Here is a 23603-nt window from a genome sequence, read left to right on the forward strand (position 1 = left end):
TGGAGAAGTCGCCATCCAGCATACGCCAGTCATTGTGACCGGGCCCGCGTCGCAATGCGCGCCGGCCCCGTCGCTGCATCAACGGAACGGCATGCCGCGGCCGCCCATGGCGCCCATCATGCCCTTCATGCTGCGCAACATGCCCTTCATGCCGCCGCCGGCCATCTTGCTCATCATCTTTTCCATCTGCATGTACTGCTTCATCAGCTTGTTGACGTCAGCCGGCGTCACGCCCGAGCCCTTGGCGATGCGCGCGCGGCGCGAGCCGTTCAGCAGGTTCGGGTTGCGCCGTTCCTTCTTGGTCATCGAGCTGATGATGGCGATCATGCGCGGCACTTCCTTGCCCTGGCTGACCTGCTGCTTCAGATGGTCGGGGATGTTGCCCAGGCCCGGCAGCTTGTCCATCAGGCCGCCGATGCCGCCCATGTTCTGCATCTGCTCGAGCTGGTCACGCATGTCGTTCAGGTCGAACTTCTTGCCCTTGGCGACCTTCTCGGCCAGCTTGGCCGCCTTGTCCTTGTCGACCTGCTGCTCGACCTGCTCGACCAGCGACAGCACGTCGCCCATGTCGAGGATGCGGCTGGCGATACGGTCCGGGTGGAACACGTCCAGGCCTTCCGGCTTTTCGCTGACGCCGACGAACTTGATCGGCTTGCCGGTGATGTAGCGCACGCTCAGCGCGGCACCGCCACGGGCGTCACCGTCGGTCTTGGTCAGCACCACGCCGGTCAGCGGCAGGGCGTCGCCGAAGGCCTTGGCGGTGTTGGCCGCGTCCTGGCCGGTCATGGCGTCGACCACGAACAGGGTTTCGGCCGGGTTCACCGCAGCGTGCAGGGCCTTGATCTCGGCCATCATCGCTTCGTCGATGGCCAGGCGGCCGGCGGTATCGACCAGCAGCACGTCGACGAACGACTTGCGCGCGTCGTCGATGGCGGCACGGACGATGGCTTCCGGCTTCTGGTCGGCACTGGACGGGAAGAACAGCACGCCGACCTGCTCGGCCAGGGTCTTCAGCTGTTCGATCGCGGCCGGACGGTAGACGTCGGCCGAGACCACCATCACCTTCTTCTTGCGCTTTTCCTTCAGGTGCTTGGCCAGCTTGCCCACCGTGGTGGTCTTGCCGGCGCCCTGCAGGCCCGCCATCAGGATGATGGCCGGCGCGGGCACATTGAGGTTCAGGTCGCTGGCTTCGGCGCCCATCACCGCGGTCAGCTCGTCGCGCACGACCTTGATCAGCGCCTGGCCCGGGGTCAGCGACTTCAGCACTTCCTGGCCAACCGCTCGTACCTTGATGCGCTCGATCAGGGCCTGCACCACCGGCAGCGCAACGTCGGCTTCGAGCAGCGCGATGCGCACTTCGCGGGTCGCCTCGCGGATGTTCTCCTCGGTCAGGCGGCCACGGCCACGCAGGCGCTCGATGGTGCCGGAAAGGCGCTGGGTCAGGGACTCGAACATGCGGCGCAACCTGTCTGAAAGCGGGGGACAATAAGGCAGACAGTATAACGGGTCCGGCTGTCTCCCCGGACTGCGGCCACGGGACCGTCGCCACCACCGCAGGGGTATGCGAAACTGCAACGATGACAATCGTTCTCATCGCCGTCCTGCTCTACCTGGCTGCCAGTGCCCTGCTGGTGCGCGCGCTCGGCCGCGATGAAACCACCGGCTCGCCCACCTGGCTGTGGCCGGCCCTGCCGGCGATGCTGCTGCATGGCAGCTACCACGTGATGGTGGCGATGCGCACCAACGGCGGGCCGGACATGCACTTTTTCGCCGCGCTGTCGCTGGTCGGCCTGGGCATGGCCTGGCTGACCTCGCTGGTCGGCGCACGAGGGCGGATGTCGGCGCTGGGCGTGGTGGTGTTCCCGCTGGCTGCCGTGCTGCTGCTGGCCTACCACGGCTACGGCCACGAACCGAGCAAAGTGCTGGGCTGGCGCCTGGCCAGCCACGCCTGGCTGGCGCTGCTGGCCTACGCCACGCTGAGCATCGCCGCGCTGCTGGCAATCATGCTGTGGCTGCAGGAACGCGCACTGCGTCGCCGCGAGTTCCGGCCGTGGCTGCGGGCGCTGCCGCCGCTGGCCGACCTGGAATCACTGCTGTTCCGGGTGATCATCGTCGGCTTCGCGCTGCTGACCCTGACCCTGGTCACCGGCGTGCTGTTCGTCGATGACCTGCTGGCACAGAAGCTGGTGCACAAGACCGTGCTGAGCGTGCTGTCGTGGGTCGTGTTCGGCGTGCTGCTGGTCGGCCGCCGCCGCTACGGCTGGCGCGGCATGAAGGCGGTGCACTGGACGCTGGCGGCAATGCTGTTGCTGCTGCTGGCGTTCTTCGGCAGCCAGTTCGTGATCGAACTGGTGTTCGGGCATACGCGATAGAAGCGTGCCGACCAACGGTCGGCACCCACCCAACATCACCTGGTAGTGCCGGCCGCTGGCCGGCAACTGGACCGCACCCTGCGTGGATGCTGCCGCCGGTCAGGGCACCGGCTGCGCCAGGATCTTCCGCACCGAACGGCCGCTGTTGGTGAGGATGTCATCGACCTGCCAGCAGCCCTGGCCCTGGCGCACCATCGGCAACCGGGTCACGTAGGCCTTCTTCCAGACCAAATAGCGCATTTCTACCTGGCCGGTGGTCGCCGAGGCCTCTTTCCAGCTGTAACGCACGGGGCTGTCGATGTCGCCATCCTGCGCATCCAGCCACGGATCGGAATCGATCGTGCAGATGCCCTCCTCGCGCTGCTGGCAGGCACGCTCATCACGCAGCGCCTTGCCGAAGGCCGCGCTGACCAGCGCGGCCGGCGGATCCAGCAGATCACCGTTGCCAGTCGTCGCCTCGTAGAAGGCGCGGGCCACAGCCGCAGGCTCCCGGCAGGCGGGAGCAGCCTGCACGGTGGGGGCCAGCAGCAGCCCGGTGATCACGAGCATCCCTGTCTTTCGCATGTATTTCTCCTTGAGGGAGTGCCGGCCGCTGGCCGGCACTACAGGATATCCCGGTGCTGCCGGCCAGCGGCCGGCACTACCCGATACCCGGCTTACAACCCGTAACGCTCGATCACGTCCAGGTGCGGCTGGCGATCCTGGTTGCAGGCTTCGGCCAGGCGCAGCCAGCAATGCGGATGCGGCCACGTCGCGGTCTGCTGCTGGAGGAAGCGGTGCAGCGCCAGCGGTGCATGGTCCTGCGGCTGGGCCACGGTGAACAGCAGGCCGGGCAGCGTGCCGTCTTCCACATCGGGGTCGGTGACGGTGTAGTCCGGGCGGCTGTGCGACCACACCTTCCAACCCTGTGCTTCGGCCGCCTCGACGAAGACGTTCCAGGCCTCTTCGCCCGGGTGCGCGCCATCGATCATCCAGCTGCGGGCGTAGCCGCCGCGTTCCAGCACATGCACCTGCGCATAGGTCGGGATGAAATGCTCGCGTGCTTCCTCCTCCTCGGGTGCCGGATGCACCAGCGCGGCATCGAACACCACCCAGTCGCCCACCTGCTGGGCGCGGTTGGAAGGCGCGTTCTCGACGATGCGCGCGGTCACCGGTCCGCTGCGACGGGCGTAGTACTCCATCGGCTCACCGTTCTCTTCGCTGCGGATGATCACCCAGCCCCACGGCTCTTCGACCACGCCTTCCTGGCTGGACAGCTCCATGCCGATCGCCTTCGCCGAGCGACGCACGGCGTCCCAATCCCGCGCCGCGCTGGCGGCACTCATGTGGTCCCAATGCGCGGCATTCGGCTCTTCCAGCAATTCAACCAGCTGCGCATAGCAGGCCTGTGCTTCGCTGAAGCGGCCGGTTTCCATGTACATGCGCGCCAGCGTGCCGCGCGCGCCGTGCGAGCCCGGAGACAGCTCCAGAAGGGATCGGGCCGCCTGCTCCAGCGCCGGCCAGTCGGACACGCGGCGGGCACGCTGCACCTCGCACCAGTGCGCGAACACCGGCACGCTGCCACGGTAGAGATCGGCCAGCTGGCGCAGGCCATCGTCGTCGCCCTGCTCGGCCAGCCAGCGCATCAGCGTGTAGGCCGCGGGACCATCGTGCTGCGCATGGCCGCGTACGAACCGCCACAGCAGCGCGCGCGCCTCGGGCTGTGCGCCGCAGGCATTGAGTGCGCTGGCCGCCATCTCGGCCAGCGCCTCGTCATCGGGCAACTCGGCATGCGCCTGCAGCAACCACTGCGCTTCGCGCTCGGGATCGCGCGACTGGTTCTGTTCGCCCTGCGCGTCCAGCCATGCCAACAGCTCGCCCGCCGGCGCCGGCAGCGGTGCGACATCCGGCAACGCGTCGATGCGCGCGGCCAGGCCGGCCACCAGCGCCGCAGCACCACGATCCTGGCGCAGCTGCGCCAGATGGGTGCGGGCCAGTTCCAGCTGCCGCAGTGCCACCCAGCGCGCGCCACGCTGCAGTGCCAGCTCCAGGCTCAGCGCTGCCACTTCGATCAGCAGGCGATGCGATCCGACCCGGGCAAAGTGCTCGATGATCGTGTTGAAGCGCGTGCCCAGATCCCAGGTATTGCGCGCAGGATCCCGCTGGCAGAGCGCGGCGGCGGTGTTGGCCCACAGGCGCCAGTAGTTCGGAGTCAGCTCGCTCCACGGCACCAGCTGCTGCAGCGCCTCTTCGTCGCGGCCCAGCTGGGCCAGCGCCCAGGCCTTGGACAGGCGGCGCGGCACCGTGCAGTTGGCCGGCTCGTATTCTCCGGACGCAGCAACTTCGGCCTCCCGCTTTTCGATCAGTGCCAGTGCCTCATCGGCACGGCCCATTCCCAGCAGGATCTTGATCTGCATCTCCGGGAAGCTGTCGAACACTTCCTTGCCACAGGCCTCCACGGCATCGGCCTGCGCCTGCAGGTAATCCAGCGCCGCCTGGCCACGACCATCATCGAGCAGCGCATCGGCCTTCTCGCAGCTCAGGCACTGGAAACAGGCCCAGCTCGGGTCGATGCGACCCAGTGTTTCATCGCAGACCTCGATGCGCTCGGGCACCCAGCCCGGGCCATCGATGTTGCCATAGCAGGCAGCCAGATCCTGGGTCACGCAGATCGACTGCGGGCATTCCAGCGTGTCCTCACGGTGCGCACGTTCGAACAGCGCCACCGCTTCGCCCAGCGCGCTCTCGCCTTCGACGCGGTTGCCGACGCGGTTGCGCAGCGCCCAGTGGCCGACATAGACGTCGACCCACGGGTTGTCCAGCGCCTTGCCCAGCGCACGCGCTTCGGGCAGCAATGCATCGACGCGGTCGATCTGCAGTTCACTCACCTCGTCGGCGAGACGGTTCAGCAGGTGCGCGTTCTGCGCCTGGCCGGCCTGGCGCAGGTCACCCTGCAGTTTTTCGACCCAGTTCCAGATGTCCATGGGGTAAGTGCTCCTGTCTAGCAAAGGCTGGATGAGAAGGTACGGTGCTCAGCGCAGCATCTGCTGCAGGGCACCGGCAATATCGGTAAAGGCGCCGTTGAGATCCGGGCCGGGCGTAGCGTTCGCGCGTGCCAGCGGGCGGCCCTGCGCGGCGACGATGATCTTCAGTGAGCGCAGCAGACGGGCTGCGGCTTCGGCCTGTGGATGCCCCTCGCGCTGGGCGCGCAGCAGCGCCTGCACTGCCGGGTTGTCGAGATTGAGGTACAGCCGCGACGGCGCGCGCGACTCGATGCGTGCGGTGAACTGCCGGGCCAGGCGCAGCGCGGCCATCGACACGCGCTTGTCGTTCTCGTCGTCTTCCAGGCGCTGCTTCAGCTCGGCTTCGCGGTCGGGCACCACCACCACCGGCAGCGACTCGGGGCTGAAGCGTGCCGGCAGCAACTGTTCGCCGTCGCCCAGCTGCTCGCGCAGCCATGCCAGCTGCGCCTCGTCGAGGCTGTCATCGCTTCGGAACAGTGCACGGTTACCCTGCTCGGTCCCCAGTTCAACCAGGCGCAGGCCCTTGGCCTGGGCCCAGCGACGCAGGAACGGCACGACTGCATAGCGGTGGCCATGCGCGACCGGTACCCCCATCGCGCGGAACAGCATCTCCTCGAAGCCACCGCCATTGTCGAGAATCAAATGCACGGCACCACGCGCCGGCAGCGCACTGGCCGGCAGGTCGCCCTGCGAAGTCGGCACGCGCACGTGCTCCAACAGCAGGTCGAACAGGCGGTCATCGCACAGCGCCGCGCCCAGCAAGGCCTCATTATGGCGCGTGAGAACGCGTCGCCAGGCTTCCGGCTGCTGCCGTGCGACGTCGGCCAGGCCATCAATCAGCGCCTCCAGCAGCGCGTGCTGCACGGCCCGGTACTGGTCATCGCGCTGCAGGTCTTCGCGGCTGGCGGTGGGCGTCAGCCGCGAGGATTCGATCACCCCGCCGATGAAACCGGCCCACGGCGGCAGCAGGTCGCGCGCATCGTCGTCCAGCAGCATGCCGCGCACGAACACCGAAAGATTGCGGTTGTCACTGGTGCCGTAGGTAGCGCCATCCTGGACCCACAACAGGCCGGTGGCATCGCTGTCGCCATCCGCGCGCAGTGGCACGGTGACGATCGGCTCGAAATCGTGCTCGAAGCGCGCAGCGAACTGCAGCGCCTGGCGACGCGCCTGCACCGGATGCACGACGACGTCACCCTGGCTGCGCCACGGCGGCGGCTCGGGGTTGAGCGCCTCGGCCGCAGCACCAATGAAGATCGGCTCGGACAGCAGCGCGCAATAGCGGCCCAGCACCTCGTGCAGGCGCGCCTCGTTGGCCAGCGGCAGGAAATCCGGATGCAGCTCCAGTTCCACCTCGGTGCCAACCGCGCGCGCCGGCATTTCGCTGACGGTGTACTGCTCGGCATTGCTGGACACGTACAGATGACCCAGTTCCGGCGTCTGGTACGAGGTGGTACGCACGCTGACCCTGCGCGCCAGCACGAAGGCCGACAGGAACCCGAGGCCGAACATGCCGATCAGGCCTTCATCGTCCTCCCCGCCCTGGCGCAGGCCCCGGGTGTAGCCGACGCCCACGGTAGCCAGGTAGTCATGGATTTCCTGGCGGGTCAGGCCGGCACCGGTATCGGTGATGCGCAGCACGCCGGCAGCGGCATCGACCTGCACCGAGATGCGCGACGGCACTTCGATGCCAGGCTGCTCGATGCGGCGACGGATGATCGAGTCATGCGCGTTCTGCACCAGCTCACGCAGCGCCACCACCGGGGTGGAATACAGGTGCTTGCCCAGCACCGTCATCAATCCATTGAGATCGACCCCTGCGCGACGGATTTCGGCGTTGGGGGCGGTGAGCGTGGTGTCCTGCATGTAATCGTTTACTCCTGGGCACGGAAAGACGCCAGAGGGCGCCTTCGTCGAGCGGGAAAAACTAGCACAGGCAGGCTGACCGTTGCCGTATACGACGCTTGTAGAGGCAGAGCCCCGCGCATCACGCCGCGTCGATGGCCTCGGACAGGCGCTCCACCGCGATCACTTCCATGCCCTTCACCGAACCGCCCTTGGGCGCGTTGGCCTTGGGCACGATGGCGCGCTTGAAACCATGGGTGGCCGCCTCGCGCAGGCGGTCCTCGCCGTTGGGCACCGGGCGGATCTCGCCGGACAGGCCAACCTCGCCAAAGGCAATCGTCTTTTCCGCCAGCGGCCGGTCCTGCAGCGAGGACAGCACCGCCAGCAGCACAGGCAGGTCGGCCGCGGTCTCCTGTACGCGGATACCCCCGACCACATTGACGAACACGTCCTGGTCGCCGACCAGCACGCCGCCGTGACGGTGCAGCACGGCCAGCAACATGGCCAGGCGGTTCTGCTCCAGGCCGACCGCGACACGGCGCGGGTTCGACAACGGCGATGCATCGACCAGTGCCTGCACCTCCACCAGCAGGGGCCTCGTGCCCTCGCGGGTGACCATCACGCAGCTGCCCGGCTGATGGGTGCTGCCGCCGGACAGGAAGATGGCCGATGGATTGGAGACTTCCTTCAGGCCCTTGTCCCCCATCGCGAACACGCCCAGTTCGTTGACCGCACCGAAGCGGTTCTTGAACGCGCGCAGCAAACGGAAGCGGCTGCCGCTCTCGCCTTCGAAGTACAGCACCGCATCGACCATATGTTCGAGCACGCGCGGGCCGGCGATGCCGCCCTCCTTGGTCACGTGGCCGACCAGGAACACCGCGGTGCCGGTCTCCTTGGCGAAACGCACCAGCCGCGCCGCGCTCTCGCGCACCTGGCTGACCGAACCCGGCGCGGCGGTCAGGCTCTCGGTCCACAGGGTCTGCACCGAATCGGCCACGATCAGCCGCGGGCCCGCCCTGGAGGCATGCTGCAGGATCGACTCGACGCCGGTCTCGGCCAGCGCGTTGACCCCATCCAGTGGCAGTTCCAGCCGGTGCGCACGACCGGCCACCTGCGCCAGCGACTCCTCGCCGGTGACGTACAGCACCGGCAGTTCGGCCGCCATCTTTGCCACTGCCTGCAGCAGCAGGGTCGACTTGCCGATGCCCGGGTCACCGCCGACCAGCACCACCGCGCCCTCGACCAGGCCACCGCCGAGCACACGGTCGAACTCGCCGATGCCGGTGCTGACCCGGCGGTGCTCGGTCTGCTCCACGTCCTTCAGCGCAGTGATCTTCGCCGGATCGATCTTGCCCGCCCAACCCGCCCGGCGCGACGCCGGCGCCTTGGCCGCCGCCGCGCTCTCCAGCACGATTTCCGACAGCGAGTTCCAGGCGTTGCACTCGGTGCACTGGCCCTGCCACTTGCTGAATTCGGCGCCGCATTCATTGCAGACGTAGGCGGTGCGGGCTTTGGCCATCGGATGATTTCCAGCAACGGGAACAGGCGTGGCAGGATAGCCGAGCCGGGTCGCAGGTGCTGCGACCGCTCAAGTCCCGCCTGCCCGCGCCGATAGCTGTCGCGGGCGTGCGCCTTGCGGGCGCCCCCTCCCTCCCCCTCTGGATTCAACATGACTGGCAGTTACAGTCAGAGCCTGGTCGCCATCTCCCTGCTGGTGGCCATTCTTGCTTCGTACACGGCGCTGGACATGGCCGGCCGCCTGGCCACCGCCGAGGGCCGCGTGGCCCGCTGGTGGCTGGCCGGCGGCGCGGCGGCGATGGGCCTGGGTATCTGGTCGATGCATTTCATCGGCATGCTGGCCTTCGACCTGCCGATTCCGGTCGGCTACGACCTCGGCATCACCCTGTACTCGCTGGCCGTGTCGATCGGCGCCTCGGCCTATGCGCTGTGGCTGGTGTCGCGGTCCAGCCTGCCCTGGCGACGTCTGCTGGCCGGCGCCGTGCTGATGGGCCTGGGCATTGCCACCATGCACTACCTGGGCATGGCCGCGATGCGCATGCAGCCGGGCATCGACTATCACCCGGGCTGGTTCGCTGCCTCCATCGCGGTTGCCATCGGCGCCGCCGGTGCGGCGCTGTGGATTGCCTTCCGCCTGCGTGCCGAGCAGCGCAACACCACGCGCCTGCGCCTGCTCGCCTCACTGGTGATGGGCCTGGCCATCGTCGGCATGCACTACACCGGCATGGCCGCGGCGCGCTTCCCGGAGGGCAGCATCTGCGGCGCGGTCGGCAGCGGCGGCATCGACACGCGTTGGCTGGCGGTGCTGGTGATCGTCACCACGGTGGCGACCCTGGGCATCGCCCTGGTGGCCTCGCTGTTCGACCGGCAGATGCGCGTGCGCACCGGGCTGCTGGCCGATTCACTGGCACACGCCAACGACAGGCTGATCCAGGCCGCCCTGCACGACCCGCTGACCCAGCTGCCCAACCGCATGCTGCTGCAGGACCGCATCGAGCAGGCCATCGAGAAGGCGCGGCGGCGCAACCAGGCGGTGGCGGTGATGTTCTGCGACCTGGACGGCTTCAAGGCGGTCAATGATGCCTATGGCCACCAGCTCGGCGACCGTTTGCTGGTGGCAGTGGCGCAGCGCATCGGCGGCCTGCTGCGGCCGCAGGACACCTTCGCCCGCCTCGGCGGCGACGAGTTCGTGATCGTGCTGGCCATCGATGTTCCCGACGATGCAGTGGTGGTCGCCGAGCGGATCATCGCGGCGGCAGGCGAACCATTTCTGCTGGATGCAGCCGAGCTGCAGGTCAGCGCCAGCCTGGGCATCGCCCTGTATCCGGCTGATGCCGGCAACGAGCGCGAGCTGATGGCACACGCCGATGCCGCGATGTACCACACCAAGGAGACCGGCCGGAACGGCTATACGTTCTTCACCCCCTCGATGCAGCTCAGTGCCAACCGCCAGCTGCGCCTGCTGCAGGACCTGCGCAAGGCCATCGCCCGCGACGAGCTGGTGCTGCACTACCAGCCCAAGTTCCCTGCCGCCGGCGCACCGGCCACCGGCGCCGAAGCGCTGCTGCGCTGGCAGCATCCCGAGCTGGGCCTGCTGGCGCCGGATGTGTTCATTCCCATCGCCGAACGCAGCGGTCTGATCCTGCCGATCGGTGACTGGGTACTGGACCGTGCCTGTGCACAGCTGCGCGCGTGGCACGATGCCGGACATTCCGAATGGTCGATGGCGGTGAACCTGTCACCGTTGCAGTTCGCCTCGCCGGCGCTGCTGGACAGTGTGCGCGAGGTGCTGCAACGGCACCGCATCGAGCCGGCGTGCCTGACCCTGGAGATCACCGAGACCACGGCGATGAAGGACGTGGACGCCAGCCTGGCGATTCTCAACGACCTGACCGCGATGGGCGTGCACATTGCCATCGACGACTTCGGCACGGGCTATTCCAGCCTGCTCTACCTGAAGCGCATGCCTGCCACCGAACTGAAGATCGACCGCGCGTTCGTGCACGATCTGGAATGCAATGAAGAGGATGCCGCCATCGTCTCGTCGATCATCGCGCTGGGGCGCACCCTGCAGTTGCAGGTGGTGGCAGAGGGTGTGGAGACGCAGGCACAGCGCGAGTACCTGAGCGAACTGGGGTGTGATCAATTGCAGGGTTACCACCTGGGCCGACCGATGGACGCCGAGGAATTCCTGCGCCGGGTGGGGTGAGACCCCATCCACGCATGGCGTGGATCTCCTGGTAGAGCCGGCCGCTGGCCGCCTTCCCGCAATTGCCGGCCAGCGGCCGGCACTACCACCCTGTGCCGGCCATGCCAGGCGGGATGAGGCCGATGGCTTTGGGGTCGGATCCCTTGCTGCAGGCAAGGGCTCTGACCCCGTCCACGCATGGCGTGGATCCTGGTAGAGCCGGCCGCTGGCCGGCTTCCCGCAACTGCCGGCCAGCGGCCGGCACTACCCCCCTGTGCCGGCCATGCCGGGTGGGATGAGGCCGATGGCTTTGGGGTCGGATCCCTTGCCGCAGGCAAGGGCTCTGACCCCATCCCCGTACAGCGTGGATCTCATGTTAGAGCCGGCCGCTGGCCGGCTTCCCGTAATTGCCGGCCGGCGGCCGGCACTACCACCGCGCGTGCCATTCCCGGTGGGCGCGACAAACAAAAAGGCCGCCCGAGGGCGGCCTTTCTGCGTGGCAACGTCGCGCGGACGTCAGTGCATCATGTGCACGTTCATGTTGTGCATGACCCACAGGGTACCGACCACGATGATGCCGATCACCACCACGGTGAAGGCCGCAGCGTTGACGTTCCAGCGGCTTTCCGAAGAGCGGTCCAGGTGCAGGAAGAACACCAGATGGACCAGCATCTGCAGCACCGCGGTGATGGCGATGACCACACCGTTGACGGTGCGCGAGAAATCGCCCGACATCACCATCCAGAACGGGATGACGGTCAGCACCACCGCCAGCACGAAGCCGATCAGGTACGACTTCACGGTGCCATGGCTTTCGCCGCCGGTGCCGTGGTCGTGTGCATGGTTGTCATGTGCCATTACAGCGCTCCATTGAGGTAGACGACGGAGAACACGCCGATCCAGATCAGGTCCAGGAAGTGCCAGAACAGGCTCAGGCACGCCATGCGGGTCTTGTTGGTCGGGGTCAGGCCGTACTTCTTCAGCTGCACGAACATCACCAGCAGCCACAGCAGGCCGGCGCTGACGTGCAGGCCGTGGGTACCGACCAGGGCGAAGAACGCCGACAGGAAGGCACTGCGGTCCGGACCGTAGCCCTGGTGGATCAGGTGCTGGAACTCCCACACTTCCATGCACATGAAGCCGAAGCCCAGCAGCCAGGTGATGCCCAGCCACAGGTACATCTGGCCCATCTGCTTGCGGTGCATGGCGATCATGCCCAGGCCGAAGGTCAGCGACGAGGTCAGCAGCAGCGCGGTTTCCCATGCCACGAACGGCAGTTCGAACAGGTCCTTCGCGGTGGGGCCACCATCGGTGCCGCCTGCCAGCACCACGTAGGTGGCGAACAGCGAGGCGAAGATGAGGCAGTCGCTCATCAGGTACACCCAGAAACCGAAGACGGTGTTGCCGCCGGTGTCGTGGTGCTCGTGGTCGTCATGGCCATGGGCCGCCGCATGCGCGGCGTGCCCGTGGCTCAGGGTCGAGGTATTGGTGCTCATGCCTTCAGCTCCGACTTCACCAAGCCCTGGGCTTCCAGGTGCTTGCGGTGTTCGTTCTCGATGCGTTCCACCTCGGCGGCCGGGACCCAGTAGTCCACGTCCTGGTCGAAGGTGCGGTAGATGAACGTGGCGATCATGCCGACGAAGCCGACGATGGCCAGCCACCAGATGTGCCAGATCATCGCGAAGCCGAACACCAGGCTGAAGGCACCGATGACAACGCCCGTGCCGGTGTTGCGCGGCATGTGGATGTCGGTGTACTTGGCCGGCTTCGGCCAGGCTTCACCACGCTGCTTGCGCTCCCAGAAATCGTCCAGTTCGGTGACTTCCGGCAGGGTGCCGAAGTTGTAGAAGGCCGGCGGCGAAGAGGTTTCCCACTCCAGCGTACGGGCATCCCACGGGTCGCCGGTCAGGTCGACGGTCTTCTTGCGGTCGCGGATCGACACGGCCACCTGGATGATCTGGCACAGGATGCCGGCACCCACGATGAAGGCACCTGCGGCGGCGATCAGCAGCAGCGGCTCGTAGGCCGGGTTGACGGTGCTCTGCAGGCGACGGGTCATGCCCATGAAGCCCAGCACGTACATCGGCATGAAGGTCACGTAGAAGCCGATGAACCAGCACCAGAACGCGCACTTGCCCCAGAACTCATTGAGGCGGAAGCCGAACATCTTCGGCCACCAGTAGGTGATGCCGGCGAACATGCCGAACACCACGCCGCCGATGATGACGTTGTGGAAGTGGGCGATCAGGAACAGGCTGTTGTGCAGCACGAAGTCGATGGCCGGGATCGCCAGCATCACGCCGGTCATGCCGCCGATGACGAAGGTGACCATGAAGCCGATGGTCCACAGCACCGGGGTGGTGAAGTGCACGCGGCCGCGGAACATGGTGAACAGCCAGTTGAAGATCTTCACGCCGGTCGGGATCGAGATGATCATCGTCGTGATGCCGAAGAAGGCATTGACGTTGGCACCCGAGCCCATGGTGAAGAAGTGGTGCAGCCACACGATGAACGACAGCACGCCGATGCAGGCGGTGGCGTAGACCATGCCCTTGTAGCCGAACAGCGCCTTGCGCGAGAAGGTCGCGATGACTTCGGAGAACACACCGAACGCCGGCAGGACCAGGATGTACACCTCCGGGTGACCCCAGATCCAGATCAGGTTGATGTACAGCATGGCGTTGCCGCCACCGTCATTGGTGAAGAAGTGCGTACCCAGGTAACGATCCAGGGTCAGCAGCACCAGGGTGATGGTCAGCACCGGGAAGGCAGCGACGATCAGCACGTTGGTCACCAGGGCGGTCCAGGTGAACACCGGCATCTGCATCAGCTTCATGCTGGGGGTACGCATCTTCAGGATGGTGATGAAGAAGTTGATACCGCTCAGCGTGGTACCCAGGCCTGCGACCTGTAGACCCCAGATGTAGTAGTCCATGCCGACGCTTGGACTGTATTCGATGCCCGACAACGGCGGGAACGCCAGCCAGCCGGTGGCAGCGAACTCACCGATCCACAGCGACAGCATGATCAGCACAGCGCCCGACACGAACAGCCAGAAGCTGAGCGAGTTGACGAACGGGAACGCGACGTCGCGCGCACCGATCTGCAGCGGCACGGCCAGGTTCATCAGGCCGGTGATCAGCGGCATCGCCACGAAGAAGATCATGATCACGCCGTGGGCGGTGAAGATCTGGTCGTAGTGGTGCGGCGGCAGGTAACCCTCGGACCCGCCGACGGCAAGCGCCTGCTGGGTACGCATCATGATCGCGTCGGAGAAGCCGCGCAGCAGCATGATGAAGGCGACGATGAGGTACATCACGCCGATCTTCTTGTGATCCACCGAGGTGAACCACTCCTTCCACAGATAGCCCCACAGCTTGAACTTGGTGATCAGGGCCATGACGCCCAGGCCACCCAGCACCGCGCCGACCAGGGTGGTCAGCACGATCGGATCGTGGGGGATCGACTCAAGAGAGAGTTTTCCCAACATGTTCATTCTCCCGAACCCGCGTGGCCAGCATGGCCAGCGTGTTCGTGTTCGGTGGCATCCAGGTTTTCACCCGATTCCTTGGAATCATGCGCGTCACTGGGGGCATGCCCCTCGTGCGCTTCATGGCTGGCGGCATCGGCAGCGGCGGCACCGGCGTGCGAGTGCTTCATGCCGTAATGCTTGTTGTCGCCCATGTGCTTGGCGATGACCCAGTCGAACAGGCCTTCTTCGGTCTTGCCGAAGTAGGTGACCGGATACCACTCGGCGTTGCGTGCTTCACCCAGGGCCTTGAACGAGGCCTTGTCCAGGGTCTGCTCACCGGCACGGACCTGGTCCAGCCACTGGCGGTATTCGGCATCGGTGACCGAGTAGGCGGTGAAGTGCATCTTGGCGAAGCCTGCGCCACTGTAGTGCGAGGACATGCCCGGGAATTCACCGGTCTCGTTGGCGATCAGGTGGAGCTTGGTCTCCATCGCAGCCATCGAGTAGATCATGCTGCCCAGGTGCGGGATGAAGAAGGCATTCATCACCGAATCGGACGTGATCTTGAAGTTCAGCGGCGTGTTGACCGGGAACTTGATTTCGTTGACGACCGCCACCTTCTCTTCCGGATAGATGAACAGCCACTTCCAGTCCAGCGAGATCGCCTCGATGGTGACCGGCTTGACGTCCGATTCCAGCGGACGATACGGGTCCAGCGCGTGCGACGAACGCCAGGTCAGGACCGCCAGCACCAGCACGATCATGCAGGGAATGGACCACACCACCACCTCGATCGCCGTCGAGTGGGACCACTTCGGCTCGTAACGGGCCTTGGTGTTGGAGGCGCGATACTTCCACGCGAAGGTCAGGGTCATGATGATGACCGGGATGACGACCAGCAGCATGAGCACGGTGGCCGTGATCAGCAGGGTCTTCTCATCCTGGCCGATCTGGCCCTTCGGACTGAGGATGGCCACGGCATCGCAGCCGGTGAGCATCACCAGCAACGACAGCAGCAGGCCCGGGCGCAACCAGCGCCCAAGGGTTTTCAACGGAATCATCGGTCGATCCAATTGCGAGGGAATGCCGTTCCCCGTCCTGCCTGTTCCGGCCAAAGCCGGTCCCACCGGTCCGGAAGACAGGTAGGGAGGTGGGTCGAGTCAGCCTTTCAATTTTAGGCCGTCACCCACCATTTAAGAAAGGCATTGACATTGATCGAGCGCAGGAAAGGCCCGATTCTGGCTGCGACACGTTGTCGCACCGCGCGGGCATGACGGGGCGCATGACCCAGGGCGGCATTCCGGCCCTGGACGTTCGCGGGCCGTTCGCCCTCGTTCGGCAAAGTCACCTGAATCGGTTCAGGCGTGCTGACGGGTGCCTAGCATGGGATGCTCGGCACAGGAGGAAGACCCCGATGGACAAGATCGACTTCAAGAAGCGCGACCGGGCACTCTATCACCCGCCCACCGGCCAGTTCGTACCGGTCGATGTACCGCCCCTGCCCTACCTGATGGTCGATGGCCGCGGCGACCCGAACACCGCCCCGGCCTACCTGCAGGCGGTGCAATGGCTGTACTCGGTGAGCTATGCATTGAAGTTCGCCCTGAAGGCCGGGGGCCAGGACTACGTGGTGCCACCGCTGGAAGCGCTTTGGACCGCCGAGGATCCGTCGAGCTTTGTGGCACGCCGCAAGGATGAGTGGAGGTGGACGGCGATGATCCGCACGCCGGATGGGATCAGTCCAGCGCAGTTGGAGGCTGCCATTGCCAAGGCGGCGAAGAAACTGGGCGACGTTCCAGCCAGCCTTCGCCACGAAATTCTCGAAGAAGGCCTCTGCCTGCAGACGCTGCATGTAGGCGCCTACGATGACGAGGGTCCGGCCCTGGCCCATCTGCACGACGAACTGATGCCCGCACTGGGTTACACCTTTGCCGGCCCCCATCATGAGATCTACCTGAGCGACCCGCGCAGGACCGACGCGGCGCGGTTGAAGACCGTGCTGCGGCAGCCCGTCCGCGCGGAATGACCGCCTGCGAGCACCGCTCTGACAAGGAGCAGAAGATTCATGCCCCTGATTGATCGTTTACTGCGCTGGACCACCCTGCCCACCGGGCGCCGCGCCTTCGCGCTGCTGTGCAGCGTGTTGTTGCTTGTACTGGCCTGCAATCCCGACCTGCTGCCGCTGCTGTCGCTGATCGATGCACTGGGGATGGATGTGGTGATGTTGCTGCTGGCTGCACAGGTAACGGTGGTACTGCCCTGGCTGCGGGAACGCGCCGGGCGATGGTTCCGGCTGGCCATGCGGATCGCGGCCGGGGTGCTGGCCGGGGTGATCGGCGGCTATCTGCGGCAACTGGTGATGCTCGTGCTCATCAGATCCGGCACCTGCTGCGCTATATATAGGGCTTGATGCCCCGGGCCTGCAGGGAAGACATGAAACAGCTCGCTATCACACTCGGTGCACTGCTGCTGTCCGGCAGCGCATGGGCCGATACACACCAGACCGGAAAAATCACCAAACTGGTTGTCGAATCCACGTTCGTTTCCGTGTGGCTGGAAGGCCAGCCCACCAACAACGAGTGTGCTTCCGACGGGCGCTGGACAATCGATCTTGCCAGCGACAAATCCGGACGGGAAAAGTACGCGGCCATCCTGTCGGCGGCGTCATCGCGGACACCGATCGGCTTCCACGCACTCACCAGCGAAGGTTGCGGCGTGTTCGGAGCAAAGAAGATCTACTATTTCGACCTTGCCTATTGAGACAGCACTCCGCGCAGACGTGCTGCTCAGCGCCTCGGGGCCGGATCTGCGATGCAGACCTTCTCCCCAAGGCGCAGGGACTTGCCGTCCCCGTGCCCTGCCGATGAACGATCAAGCGGCCAAAAGCAGACACTGATACCGGAAAGGTCATTGCCATAGTCTTCGGGGATGCCGGTCATGGCAATGCCCATGACTTCATTCCAGCCCGGCGCGCCACACTTCAGGCAAGCTGCCGCGCTCGCCTTGGCTTTGCCTGGTGTCCATCGCGCGGGCGGAAGGCCCATTCGCCCGGCTTTCCATTCGACATACCGGGAATGGAAGCCAATTGAAAATCCACGCCCCATGTCCACCGTTGTCGTCGAGGCGTCTGCGGGAACCGTCGATTCAACCCGGATCGTCACCGGCCGGTCGGGCAACGTGGCTCCGACCTCAATGCAGTAGGTCGGCGCGCAGGCCTGCGGCACAGAGACAGGTGGCGCAGCGGATGCTGCAGCCGGCAGCGAGGCGGCCAGAATGACGACTGAAGAAGCAATCCGCATGATCATTTCCTCTTGTCGTCCTCGATGAGGGTCTTCAACACCTGCTCGCTGCCGTTGCTGTTTCAGCAGGTTGACCGGGCTCATTCAATCCAGACGTTGGAAATCGAATGTGACCTTCCTGGTGCAGCGGGATGGGACCGGAGGGAAACGCCACTTCGCCACGGCAACCAAGGCTGCGCGCTCATAAGCAGCATTGTCGACCCTCCCCCGGTCCAGCGCTTCAAACTGTGACCGCGTGATGACGGGATTTGTCACCCGCCCATCCTCTTCAACGACGACGGTCGCCACGACAGAGCCACGCACCTGCATCTCAGTCGCGGCGGGAACGACCGGCGCAATGGACTCCACCGGACTGCTTGCCGCCTGGCAAGGCCCAGGGAGCTCCTCACCGGCGCGACATGAGGCACTGGACAAGGCCAACGCAAGCATCAGAACGCGGTTCATTCAACACTCCCGATTGCTGGTGGGGGAGCAGACATTAACCGTGCCGTTCGTGTCGCTGTAGCTCTTCCGGGCAGGCTCCCCCAGCTCACGCGCGGCCCGGGTCTCCACCCCCGTAGCCCGCGCCTCCTCCGAAGATACGCCGACTCGGATCTGCATCACGCCGTTGCTCTCCGAGTTGGACTGTGGCGCAACAAGCGAAGCCTGGAAAGCGGACAATCCAACCCGATCATGCTGGGCAGCATGGCTCACCTCGTGACCGCCCCCCAGAGCAGGAGACTGGATCTCCCCGGAGGATTTGACGCGAAGTCCAGAGGTGACATCAATGCTGATGATTCTTTTGTTCTCGTCATATCCAAAATCACCATTGCGATTGAACTGTATGGTGTAGGTCTCATCGGATAGGAGAATCTGCTTCAGTTCAGAGCTGATGGTTTCTGACTTCATCCAATGGTTGAGCACGGCAGCACCATCACGCAGCGTCGCTCCGCCTTCAAATGCGTACTTGACGATTCGCCCATCTGGATCCGTGAACCTGTAAGGATTCCCGTTCGCATACCTATACCGGTTGAACTGCCCCACCGGCTGCTCATACGCCGTGACCGGATCAACCGACAGGAACACACCCAACTGCGGATCCATGTAGCGCTGCTGCATGTAGATCAGGCCCGTTGCCGAGTCGCTCACATGCCCGGTATACCCCGGCCCGTCCGTGACCTGACCACCGACCACGGCCCCGTAGGGCTCGTAGTCATAGCGCTTGATCACATTGCCGTTGGCATCGCTCTCAGCCACGACCGAGCCCAAGGCGTCCGTGTGGATGTAGGTGACTGTCGTCTGGGCGATTGCGGATGGCGACAGGCCAAGGCCGATCAGCAGCACGCAGGACAGCCAGGCGCCTGTTGCCCCCAGCTTGCGAATTCGATCTCCACATCTCCTGAAGCGGGTAAACACGCCGCCTGCAGTTCCCCCGAACCTGCGCATCCTTCCAATCTCTGAAAGAGCCTTGAAGCAAGGCTGGGTATTCATAGCACAGGAATGACCGGCTGCAGTTGCCAGGTCAGGAACTGTGCAAGGAGCCAAGCGCCTGGGAAGCCGGAGGGGCGGGTAGATCGCGAGACTCAGAAATCGCGGAGTGCCAGCCATGGGCTGGCACTCCTGGGGTTGCCGGCCAGCGGCCGGCACTACCAGAGCATAAAAAAAGCCGCGACCAAGGCCGGGGCTTTTCTACAACTGGTGCCGGAAACAGGAGTCGAACCTGCGACCTACGCATTACGAATGCGCCGCTCTACCTCACGCGACAACGTCAACCAGGGTAATTCCGGTAGCGCACAGAAACGACAAGTACCACACCGTCCTGCACCAAAGCTTGCAGAGCACAGGCAACAGCTTTTCGAACGAGTGACCGGACGTATCCCAGCATCACGGCCGAACCTAAAGAGTCGGCCGTAAGTGCGGCCTAAGCCGGGCAGATAAATCGCGGAATGCCGGGCTTGAGATCATCAAGCACACCACATCGACTGATCGAAGACAAAGCGCCGCTTACAGCAAGCTCGCGACAGACACAACTTCCAATTGCCCCCCCCCCCCGAAACATGCGCCAAGCGAACAAACCTTCGTCCAAAGAGCGCATCAAAGCAGCCAGTCCATGCAACGAAGCTCTACCACGGCCGCTGAATCGCGAAAGTTGTAGATATGTGGTTCGAGTAGGCAACATCGGTCCTGTCAACCAATGCAGCGAAGAACCCGGAGACACTTTTCAAGATTGCGACGTTAAGCTTTGTCGCACCGTCCTGCCCCTGATTCCATTCGAACACAGGCATGGGAAATCCGTGCGAGAAGCTGTGGCGCACCTTCAAGACCTGATCAACCCGCTCTCGCACGTTAAGTGAAGAGGACAGAACCTCAGATCCGAATTTGATGTTCGCCCAGTTTGGCCAAGGATCGAATTGCGAACACTGAAGAAAAAATCCCCTTACGTTATCCGCGTTAGGCGTATTTAACTTCTTCGCAGCCTCCTTCGCACGATCTTCCGCGATCGAACGCAGCTGAGCGTATCCCGCATCTTGGTCGCGGCCGACACTATGATACTTCTTCATGACCACGGCTTTTATATAAGCGTCCCAAGCTGCGACATGAGCCGCAAGCGCAGCATGTAAAAGGATGGCCTTGTCCTCCGCCATCGAGGCTTTTACGAGAGATCCAGCGTGTTTTACGATTAGATCAGCACGCCGACGATGTGCGTCGTACTCCACCTTAGAAGCCGAGGGCATTTAGAGCTCCTCAACAAGCGCTTCCAGCGCAGCGTTGTACTTGGCAAGAGGGCTAGGGTTTACCTGAATCCGCTGACCATTGATGACCTTTGGACCAGCCTTCAGCTGATGCATTGGCAGACCACTCAGAGAAGACACAATTGCCGCTGCATGATAGTCAGGGAAGTCGACAAAACGCCCCTTCGCAGAAACGCCAGGATAGGCGAATACTGAACGGTGCTTCAACCTCACTGATTCAACTGTCTTGATGATTGCGGTGTTTGCCGCCTTAGAAGCCTTACTTGGCTTCCCATCAAAAACGATCCCCTTGTTCGATATGAACGTATGGAGCTTTGGCAAGGAGACCCCCTCCTCCTTCGCTCTTTTGAAGAAGCTTAGTCTCGAGAAGTTTGCCAGGTAATCATCCCCCTGCCCATACAGCAGAGCGATAATATTCTCCATTCCACGCCGGGAACTTTCATCCGCAGTGAACGGAACAATAAGGTAGTCAGATGCGGCAATGGCAAGCTGGGTATAGACAGCAAAACTAGGATTGCAATCAATGAAGAAAACTGCGTCACCTAAACTGTTCTCGGCGATCTCATTCTTCAGATCATCGATCCACCCGATAACTTTACGCCACGCATCAAATGGGACGGACAATTGAGATGTTTGCCTTACTGCCTCCCCGAGCACCTCAACCAAATTATCTCCGCACACCAGCCCTAGGTTCTTCGGAATTTTAGCGTTGTGCTCGTGCGCCTTCACGACGTACTTATGAGCATCCCCGGTCGGTTGAAATGGCGAGTTCAATCTCTGCTCAAGGTAACCGCCTACGCTCCGCCTGTATGCCGGATTAGCGAGGTGTCCCCGCAGCGCCGCACCACCTTTATCCTGCCCTCCGAGAATCATCTCGGAGACATTTGCCTGCGGACACAGGTCAATCACATAGACGTCAGCGCTCGGATTTCTATGCGCGTACTCGCAAGCAGCCAAAAAGCAGAGAAAACTCTTCCCGACCCCACCTTTGTTGTTCCAGAAAGCATACGCAGACATTTCATTCCTTGATATTTTTGAACATAGCCATCAAATACAGGCCAGCGCATCTAGCGCCCCTTCCCCTCAGCGGTCCGTCCAGCAGAAACCGGTGTAATCCTCAGAACCGCAGCATCAAAGTTGAGCCGAGCCCAAGACAGGGCGTGTTCGTGAAGATACCTTCACATCGAATGCTGGGCAACCAATTCAAGGAGCCTTGCAGTACTGATGCAGTTACTCATGGCACCAGAGATAGCCTAATGTCCTTTGGGAACAACGACTTAGCCAACCTCAACTGGCCGCCAGGGTGCCGATAAGTGCCTTGTAAGCCGGGGAGCCGTCACTTTGAGCTAATTCGGGCCCGTGAAACCCCAAGGGAAAGCCAGATGGGGCTCATGCCTGCTTTCAAGGCGGACAGCGGCTTGTGGTGTACGGACCCGGAACCGAACCTACGTGTAGTACTTCTCATTGATGTTGCGATTGCAGGCGAGACACTTTCGATATGCACCGAAACGCCCAGGACGCTCCCGTCCCAGCAAGCCACCGCATTCGCAAACCAAAGCGCTGCGCCCTTGATCCCAGCGCCAAAGCCTTAGAGTAGCGATAAGTGCAAGGGTGACCGATACCGCGATAGCCAACGCCGGGAGCCATCGCACCATCGCATACACCCCTGCAAGCACCGGACTCTCCCGGAGCGTTCCCAAAGGCAGCATCAGTAGCAACCCTAGCGCCAAGACCCCAAGTGCGGGCACATACATCCTTACCATCATCCACGTCCAACGATCCATGTAGCCGTCCCGGTGATTGTTTTATGCATCCTTGAGCATATCGGTCGCAGGGGATGAGACTTGAAGGGCACACATTTTTAACCGCCCTTACAAGGCCAAACACCACCGTACGCTTCATACATGGCCCCCATGTCTTGCGAGTGCAGGCATCGACTCATACACCGCCGCCCGCGTCCTGCGTGCTGAACTCAGGCAGCATGCGCTTTAGTAGCGCTTAGCATGGGGCAAACGGCAGCATTCCTCGCGCTCGCGAAAGTGACGGTCAGCCCTGCCCGCACCGGCACCCGGCCGGTAGAGACAGACTTGCGCTATCAGTGCTTGAACCACAACTGCATCACCCAGATCTCCGGCTAATGATCACGTTGCACAGGCTCGGTATGACGCGGATCGGAAGCAGGGTTTCATACATGGCAGAGGCCGCAAGGGCATGCAGAGCTCCCGAGACAGGGTCCTGACGGACGCGAAGACCAGAGGATTGGCTACGAGGGATCCAGCCGAGGGAGAACTCGTCAGGAGATACACCCTCTCGGGGGGCGTCGGGACGGCAGCGCCTGCCGGAAGCCGCCCTCTTGAGCGCTAGGATCTCCGGGCTGGGAGGTCTCGATGTCACGCTTCCCTATATATGTTAAAGCTTATAAGTAAGAGCTAATAGATATAGGGAAGCGTGACATCTCGCCCAGTACCGGGACCCTTGCCTACTCCTGGCTCTTGGGTTTCTTCCTATCCCGGCGCTGCTTGTCCTTCTCGCGCCTCTGGATCACCTTGGGATCCCCTGCCTCCTTCAGCACCCGGTGAAGCTCCTGATCCGTCATGGCAGCCCCACTGCGCTCTCGCTCGCGCTGTCGACGCTTGCGGTCTCGGACCGCAACGCGCTCACGCTCCTTCGGAACGTTCAGCACCCCGAATCGCTCCTGGACCCTTTCCTCGACTTCGGCACGAAATTCAGTGCAACGCTGGGCTACCGGACATTGGCTGCAGATTGCATGCCCTTCGGTGCGCATACCAAAGCAGGCTGGATCGGAGGGCCCGGGGGCATCAAGCACCACCGGAGTGCGCGACGTGTAACCCCCTCGGTGGGCCTTAGCCTCATCGACGAGCTCCTGCCCAAACCGGCGCGTAGCCTCTGCTTCCGAAATCACCTGCTCAATGCACATGAAGCGGCGAAGCAACACCGGTTTGCGAGCACGTCCGGCCTTAGCAATCTGCTCCTCGATCCATGCCAATGTATCCAGCTGCTGCTGGTCGTCGACGAAGTTGACGGCATAGAAGCGCGGATCGAAGTCCCCCGCAAAGGGATCGAAGAACCCTTCGGCCCGCTTCTCCTCCAGACGCTCGAGCAGCATGGGGAGTTTGGAGTCACTACAAAGCTGATTCGGTCGGGGCAGCTGTCG

20 protein-coding genes are annotated in these 23603 nt (G+C 63.7%); 5 read left to right on the forward strand and 15 right to left on the reverse strand.

The window, feature by feature from the left end; genetic code table 11:
- Positions 1 to 78 precede the first annotated feature (78 nt).
- Positions 79 to 1455: a signal recognition particle protein gene (ffh, locus tag AC5P78_RS15660; protein WP_005408591.1), complete on the reverse strand. Its 1377-nt coding sequence runs from the start codon at positions 1453 to 1455 to the stop codon at positions 79 to 81.
- 122 nt (positions 1456 to 1577) lie between these two features.
- Between ffh and AC5P78_RS15665 the strand changes: the two genes are divergently transcribed.
- Positions 1578 to 2372, forward strand: coding sequence for a cytochrome C assembly family protein (locus AC5P78_RS15665; protein ID WP_012479528.1), 795 nt, complete (start codon positions 1578 to 1580; stop codon positions 2370 to 2372).
- A gap of 99 nt (positions 2373 to 2471) precedes the next feature.
- On the opposite strand, the gene AC5P78_RS15670 is transcribed toward AC5P78_RS15665, so the two are convergent.
- From AC5P78_RS15670 to radA, 4 genes are all read right to left on the reverse strand, one after another.
- Complete coding sequence (locus tag AC5P78_RS15670) at positions 2472 to 2936, reverse strand: YqhG/Tai3 family protein (protein WP_005408589.1); 465 nt, start codon at positions 2934 to 2936, stop codon at positions 2472 to 2474.
- A 92-nt stretch (positions 2937 to 3028) separates the two neighbouring features.
- The gene (locus AC5P78_RS15675) at positions 3029 to 5335 is read right to left on the reverse strand and encodes a tetratricopeptide repeat protein (protein WP_111196852.1); all 2307 of its coding nucleotides are present in this window, start codon (positions 5333 to 5335) and stop codon (positions 3029 to 3031) included.
- A 48-nt stretch (positions 5336 to 5383) separates the two neighbouring features.
- Complete coding sequence (locus AC5P78_RS15680) at positions 5384 to 7240, reverse strand: ATP-binding protein (protein ID WP_414498602.1); 1857 nt, start codon at positions 7238 to 7240, stop codon at positions 5384 to 5386.
- A 121-nt stretch (positions 7241 to 7361) separates the two neighbouring features.
- Positions 7362 to 8738: a DNA repair protein RadA gene (gene radA, locus AC5P78_RS15685; protein ID WP_188246383.1), complete on the reverse strand. Its 1377-nt coding sequence runs from the start codon at positions 8736 to 8738 to the stop codon at positions 7362 to 7364.
- A gap of 150 nt (positions 8739 to 8888) precedes the next feature.
- On the opposite strand from radA, the gene AC5P78_RS15690 reads away from it, so the two are divergent.
- Entirely contained in the window at positions 8889 to 10946 is a 2058-nt protein-coding gene (locus tag AC5P78_RS15690) for a putative bifunctional diguanylate cyclase/phosphodiesterase (RefSeq protein ID WP_005412645.1), read from the forward strand.
- Between the two features lie 495 nt (positions 10947 to 11441).
- On the opposite strand, the gene cyoD is transcribed toward AC5P78_RS15690, so the two are convergent.
- Genes cyoD through cyoA form a run of 4 tightly spaced genes read right to left on the reverse strand, consistent with a single transcriptional unit; the run spans position 11442 to position 15458 of the window.
- A complete protein-coding gene (gene cyoD, locus AC5P78_RS15695; RefSeq protein ID WP_005408584.1) occupies positions 11442 to 11783 on the reverse strand; it encodes a cytochrome o ubiquinol oxidase subunit IV in 342 nt (113 codons plus the stop codon).
- The gene (gene cyoC / locus AC5P78_RS15700; RefSeq protein WP_005408583.1) at positions 11783 to 12421 is read right to left on the reverse strand and encodes a cytochrome o ubiquinol oxidase subunit III; all 639 of its coding nucleotides are present in this window, start codon (positions 12419 to 12421) and stop codon (positions 11783 to 11785) included. The genes cyoD and cyoC overlap by 1 nt, the downstream gene beginning before the upstream one ends.
- Positions 12418 to 14415 (reverse strand): cytochrome o ubiquinol oxidase subunit I, encoded by a 1998-nt coding sequence (gene cyoB, locus AC5P78_RS15705; RefSeq protein ID WP_032966504.1) that lies wholly within the window; start codon positions 14413 to 14415, stop codon positions 12418 to 12420. The genes cyoC and cyoB overlap by 4 nt, the downstream gene beginning before the upstream one ends.
- A gap of 2 nt (positions 14416 to 14417) precedes the next feature.
- Positions 14418 to 15458 (reverse strand): ubiquinol oxidase subunit II, encoded by a 1041-nt coding sequence (gene cyoA, locus AC5P78_RS15710; protein ID WP_005408581.1) that lies wholly within the window; start codon positions 15456 to 15458, stop codon positions 14418 to 14420.
- 353 nt (positions 15459 to 15811) lie between these two features.
- On the opposite strand from cyoA, the gene AC5P78_RS15715 reads away from it, so the two are divergent.
- From AC5P78_RS15715 to AC5P78_RS15725, 3 genes are read left to right on the forward strand one after another with little or no spacing between them, the layout of a single operon-like run.
- Entirely contained in the window at positions 15812 to 16423 is a 612-nt protein-coding gene (locus tag AC5P78_RS15715) for a GyrI-like domain-containing protein (protein WP_062606751.1), read from the forward strand.
- A gap of 39 nt (positions 16424 to 16462) precedes the next feature.
- Positions 16463 to 16807, forward strand: a complete 345-nt coding sequence (locus tag AC5P78_RS15720) for a hypothetical protein (RefSeq protein ID WP_062606749.1) — start codon at positions 16463 to 16465, stop codon at positions 16805 to 16807.
- Between the two features lie 23 nt (positions 16808 to 16830).
- On the forward strand, positions 16831 to 17157 hold the full coding sequence (locus AC5P78_RS15725; protein WP_005408578.1) for a hypothetical protein: 327 nt from the start codon (positions 16831 to 16833) through the stop codon (positions 17155 to 17157).
- A 26-nt stretch (positions 17158 to 17183) separates the two neighbouring features.
- Here AC5P78_RS15725 and AC5P78_RS15730 read toward each other — a convergent pair whose 3' ends face one another.
- The 6 genes from AC5P78_RS15730 to AC5P78_RS15755 all read right to left on the reverse strand — a co-directional run bounded on the left by AC5P78_RS15730 (position 17184) and on the right by AC5P78_RS15755 (position 23555).
- Positions 17184 to 17780, reverse strand: coding sequence for a hypothetical protein (locus tag AC5P78_RS15730; protein WP_062606747.1), 597 nt, complete (start codon positions 17778 to 17780; stop codon positions 17184 to 17186).
- Entirely contained in the window at positions 17781 to 18140 is a 360-nt protein-coding gene (locus AC5P78_RS15735) for a TonB family protein (protein ID WP_032966499.1), read from the reverse strand.
- A complete protein-coding gene (locus AC5P78_RS15740; RefSeq protein WP_414487324.1) occupies positions 18141 to 19091 on the reverse strand; it encodes an RHS repeat-associated core domain-containing protein in 951 nt (316 codons plus the stop codon).
- A gap of 707 nt (positions 19092 to 19798) precedes the next feature.
- Positions 19799 to 20410, reverse strand: a complete 612-nt coding sequence (locus AC5P78_RS15745) for a hypothetical protein (RefSeq protein WP_423666641.1) — start codon at positions 20408 to 20410, stop codon at positions 19799 to 19801.
- Positions 20411 to 21445, reverse strand: coding sequence for a ParA family protein (locus AC5P78_RS15750; RefSeq protein WP_414498551.1), 1035 nt, complete (start codon positions 21443 to 21445; stop codon positions 20411 to 20413). It abuts the gene before it with no gap.
- A 1462-nt stretch (positions 21446 to 22907) separates the two neighbouring features.
- Complete coding sequence (locus AC5P78_RS15755) at positions 22908 to 23555, reverse strand: hypothetical protein (protein ID WP_141650948.1); 648 nt, start codon at positions 23553 to 23555, stop codon at positions 22908 to 22910.
- Positions 23556 to 23603 lie beyond the last annotated feature (48 nt).

The organism is Stenotrophomonas sp. YJH_SMC_133, assembly GCF_059370655.1.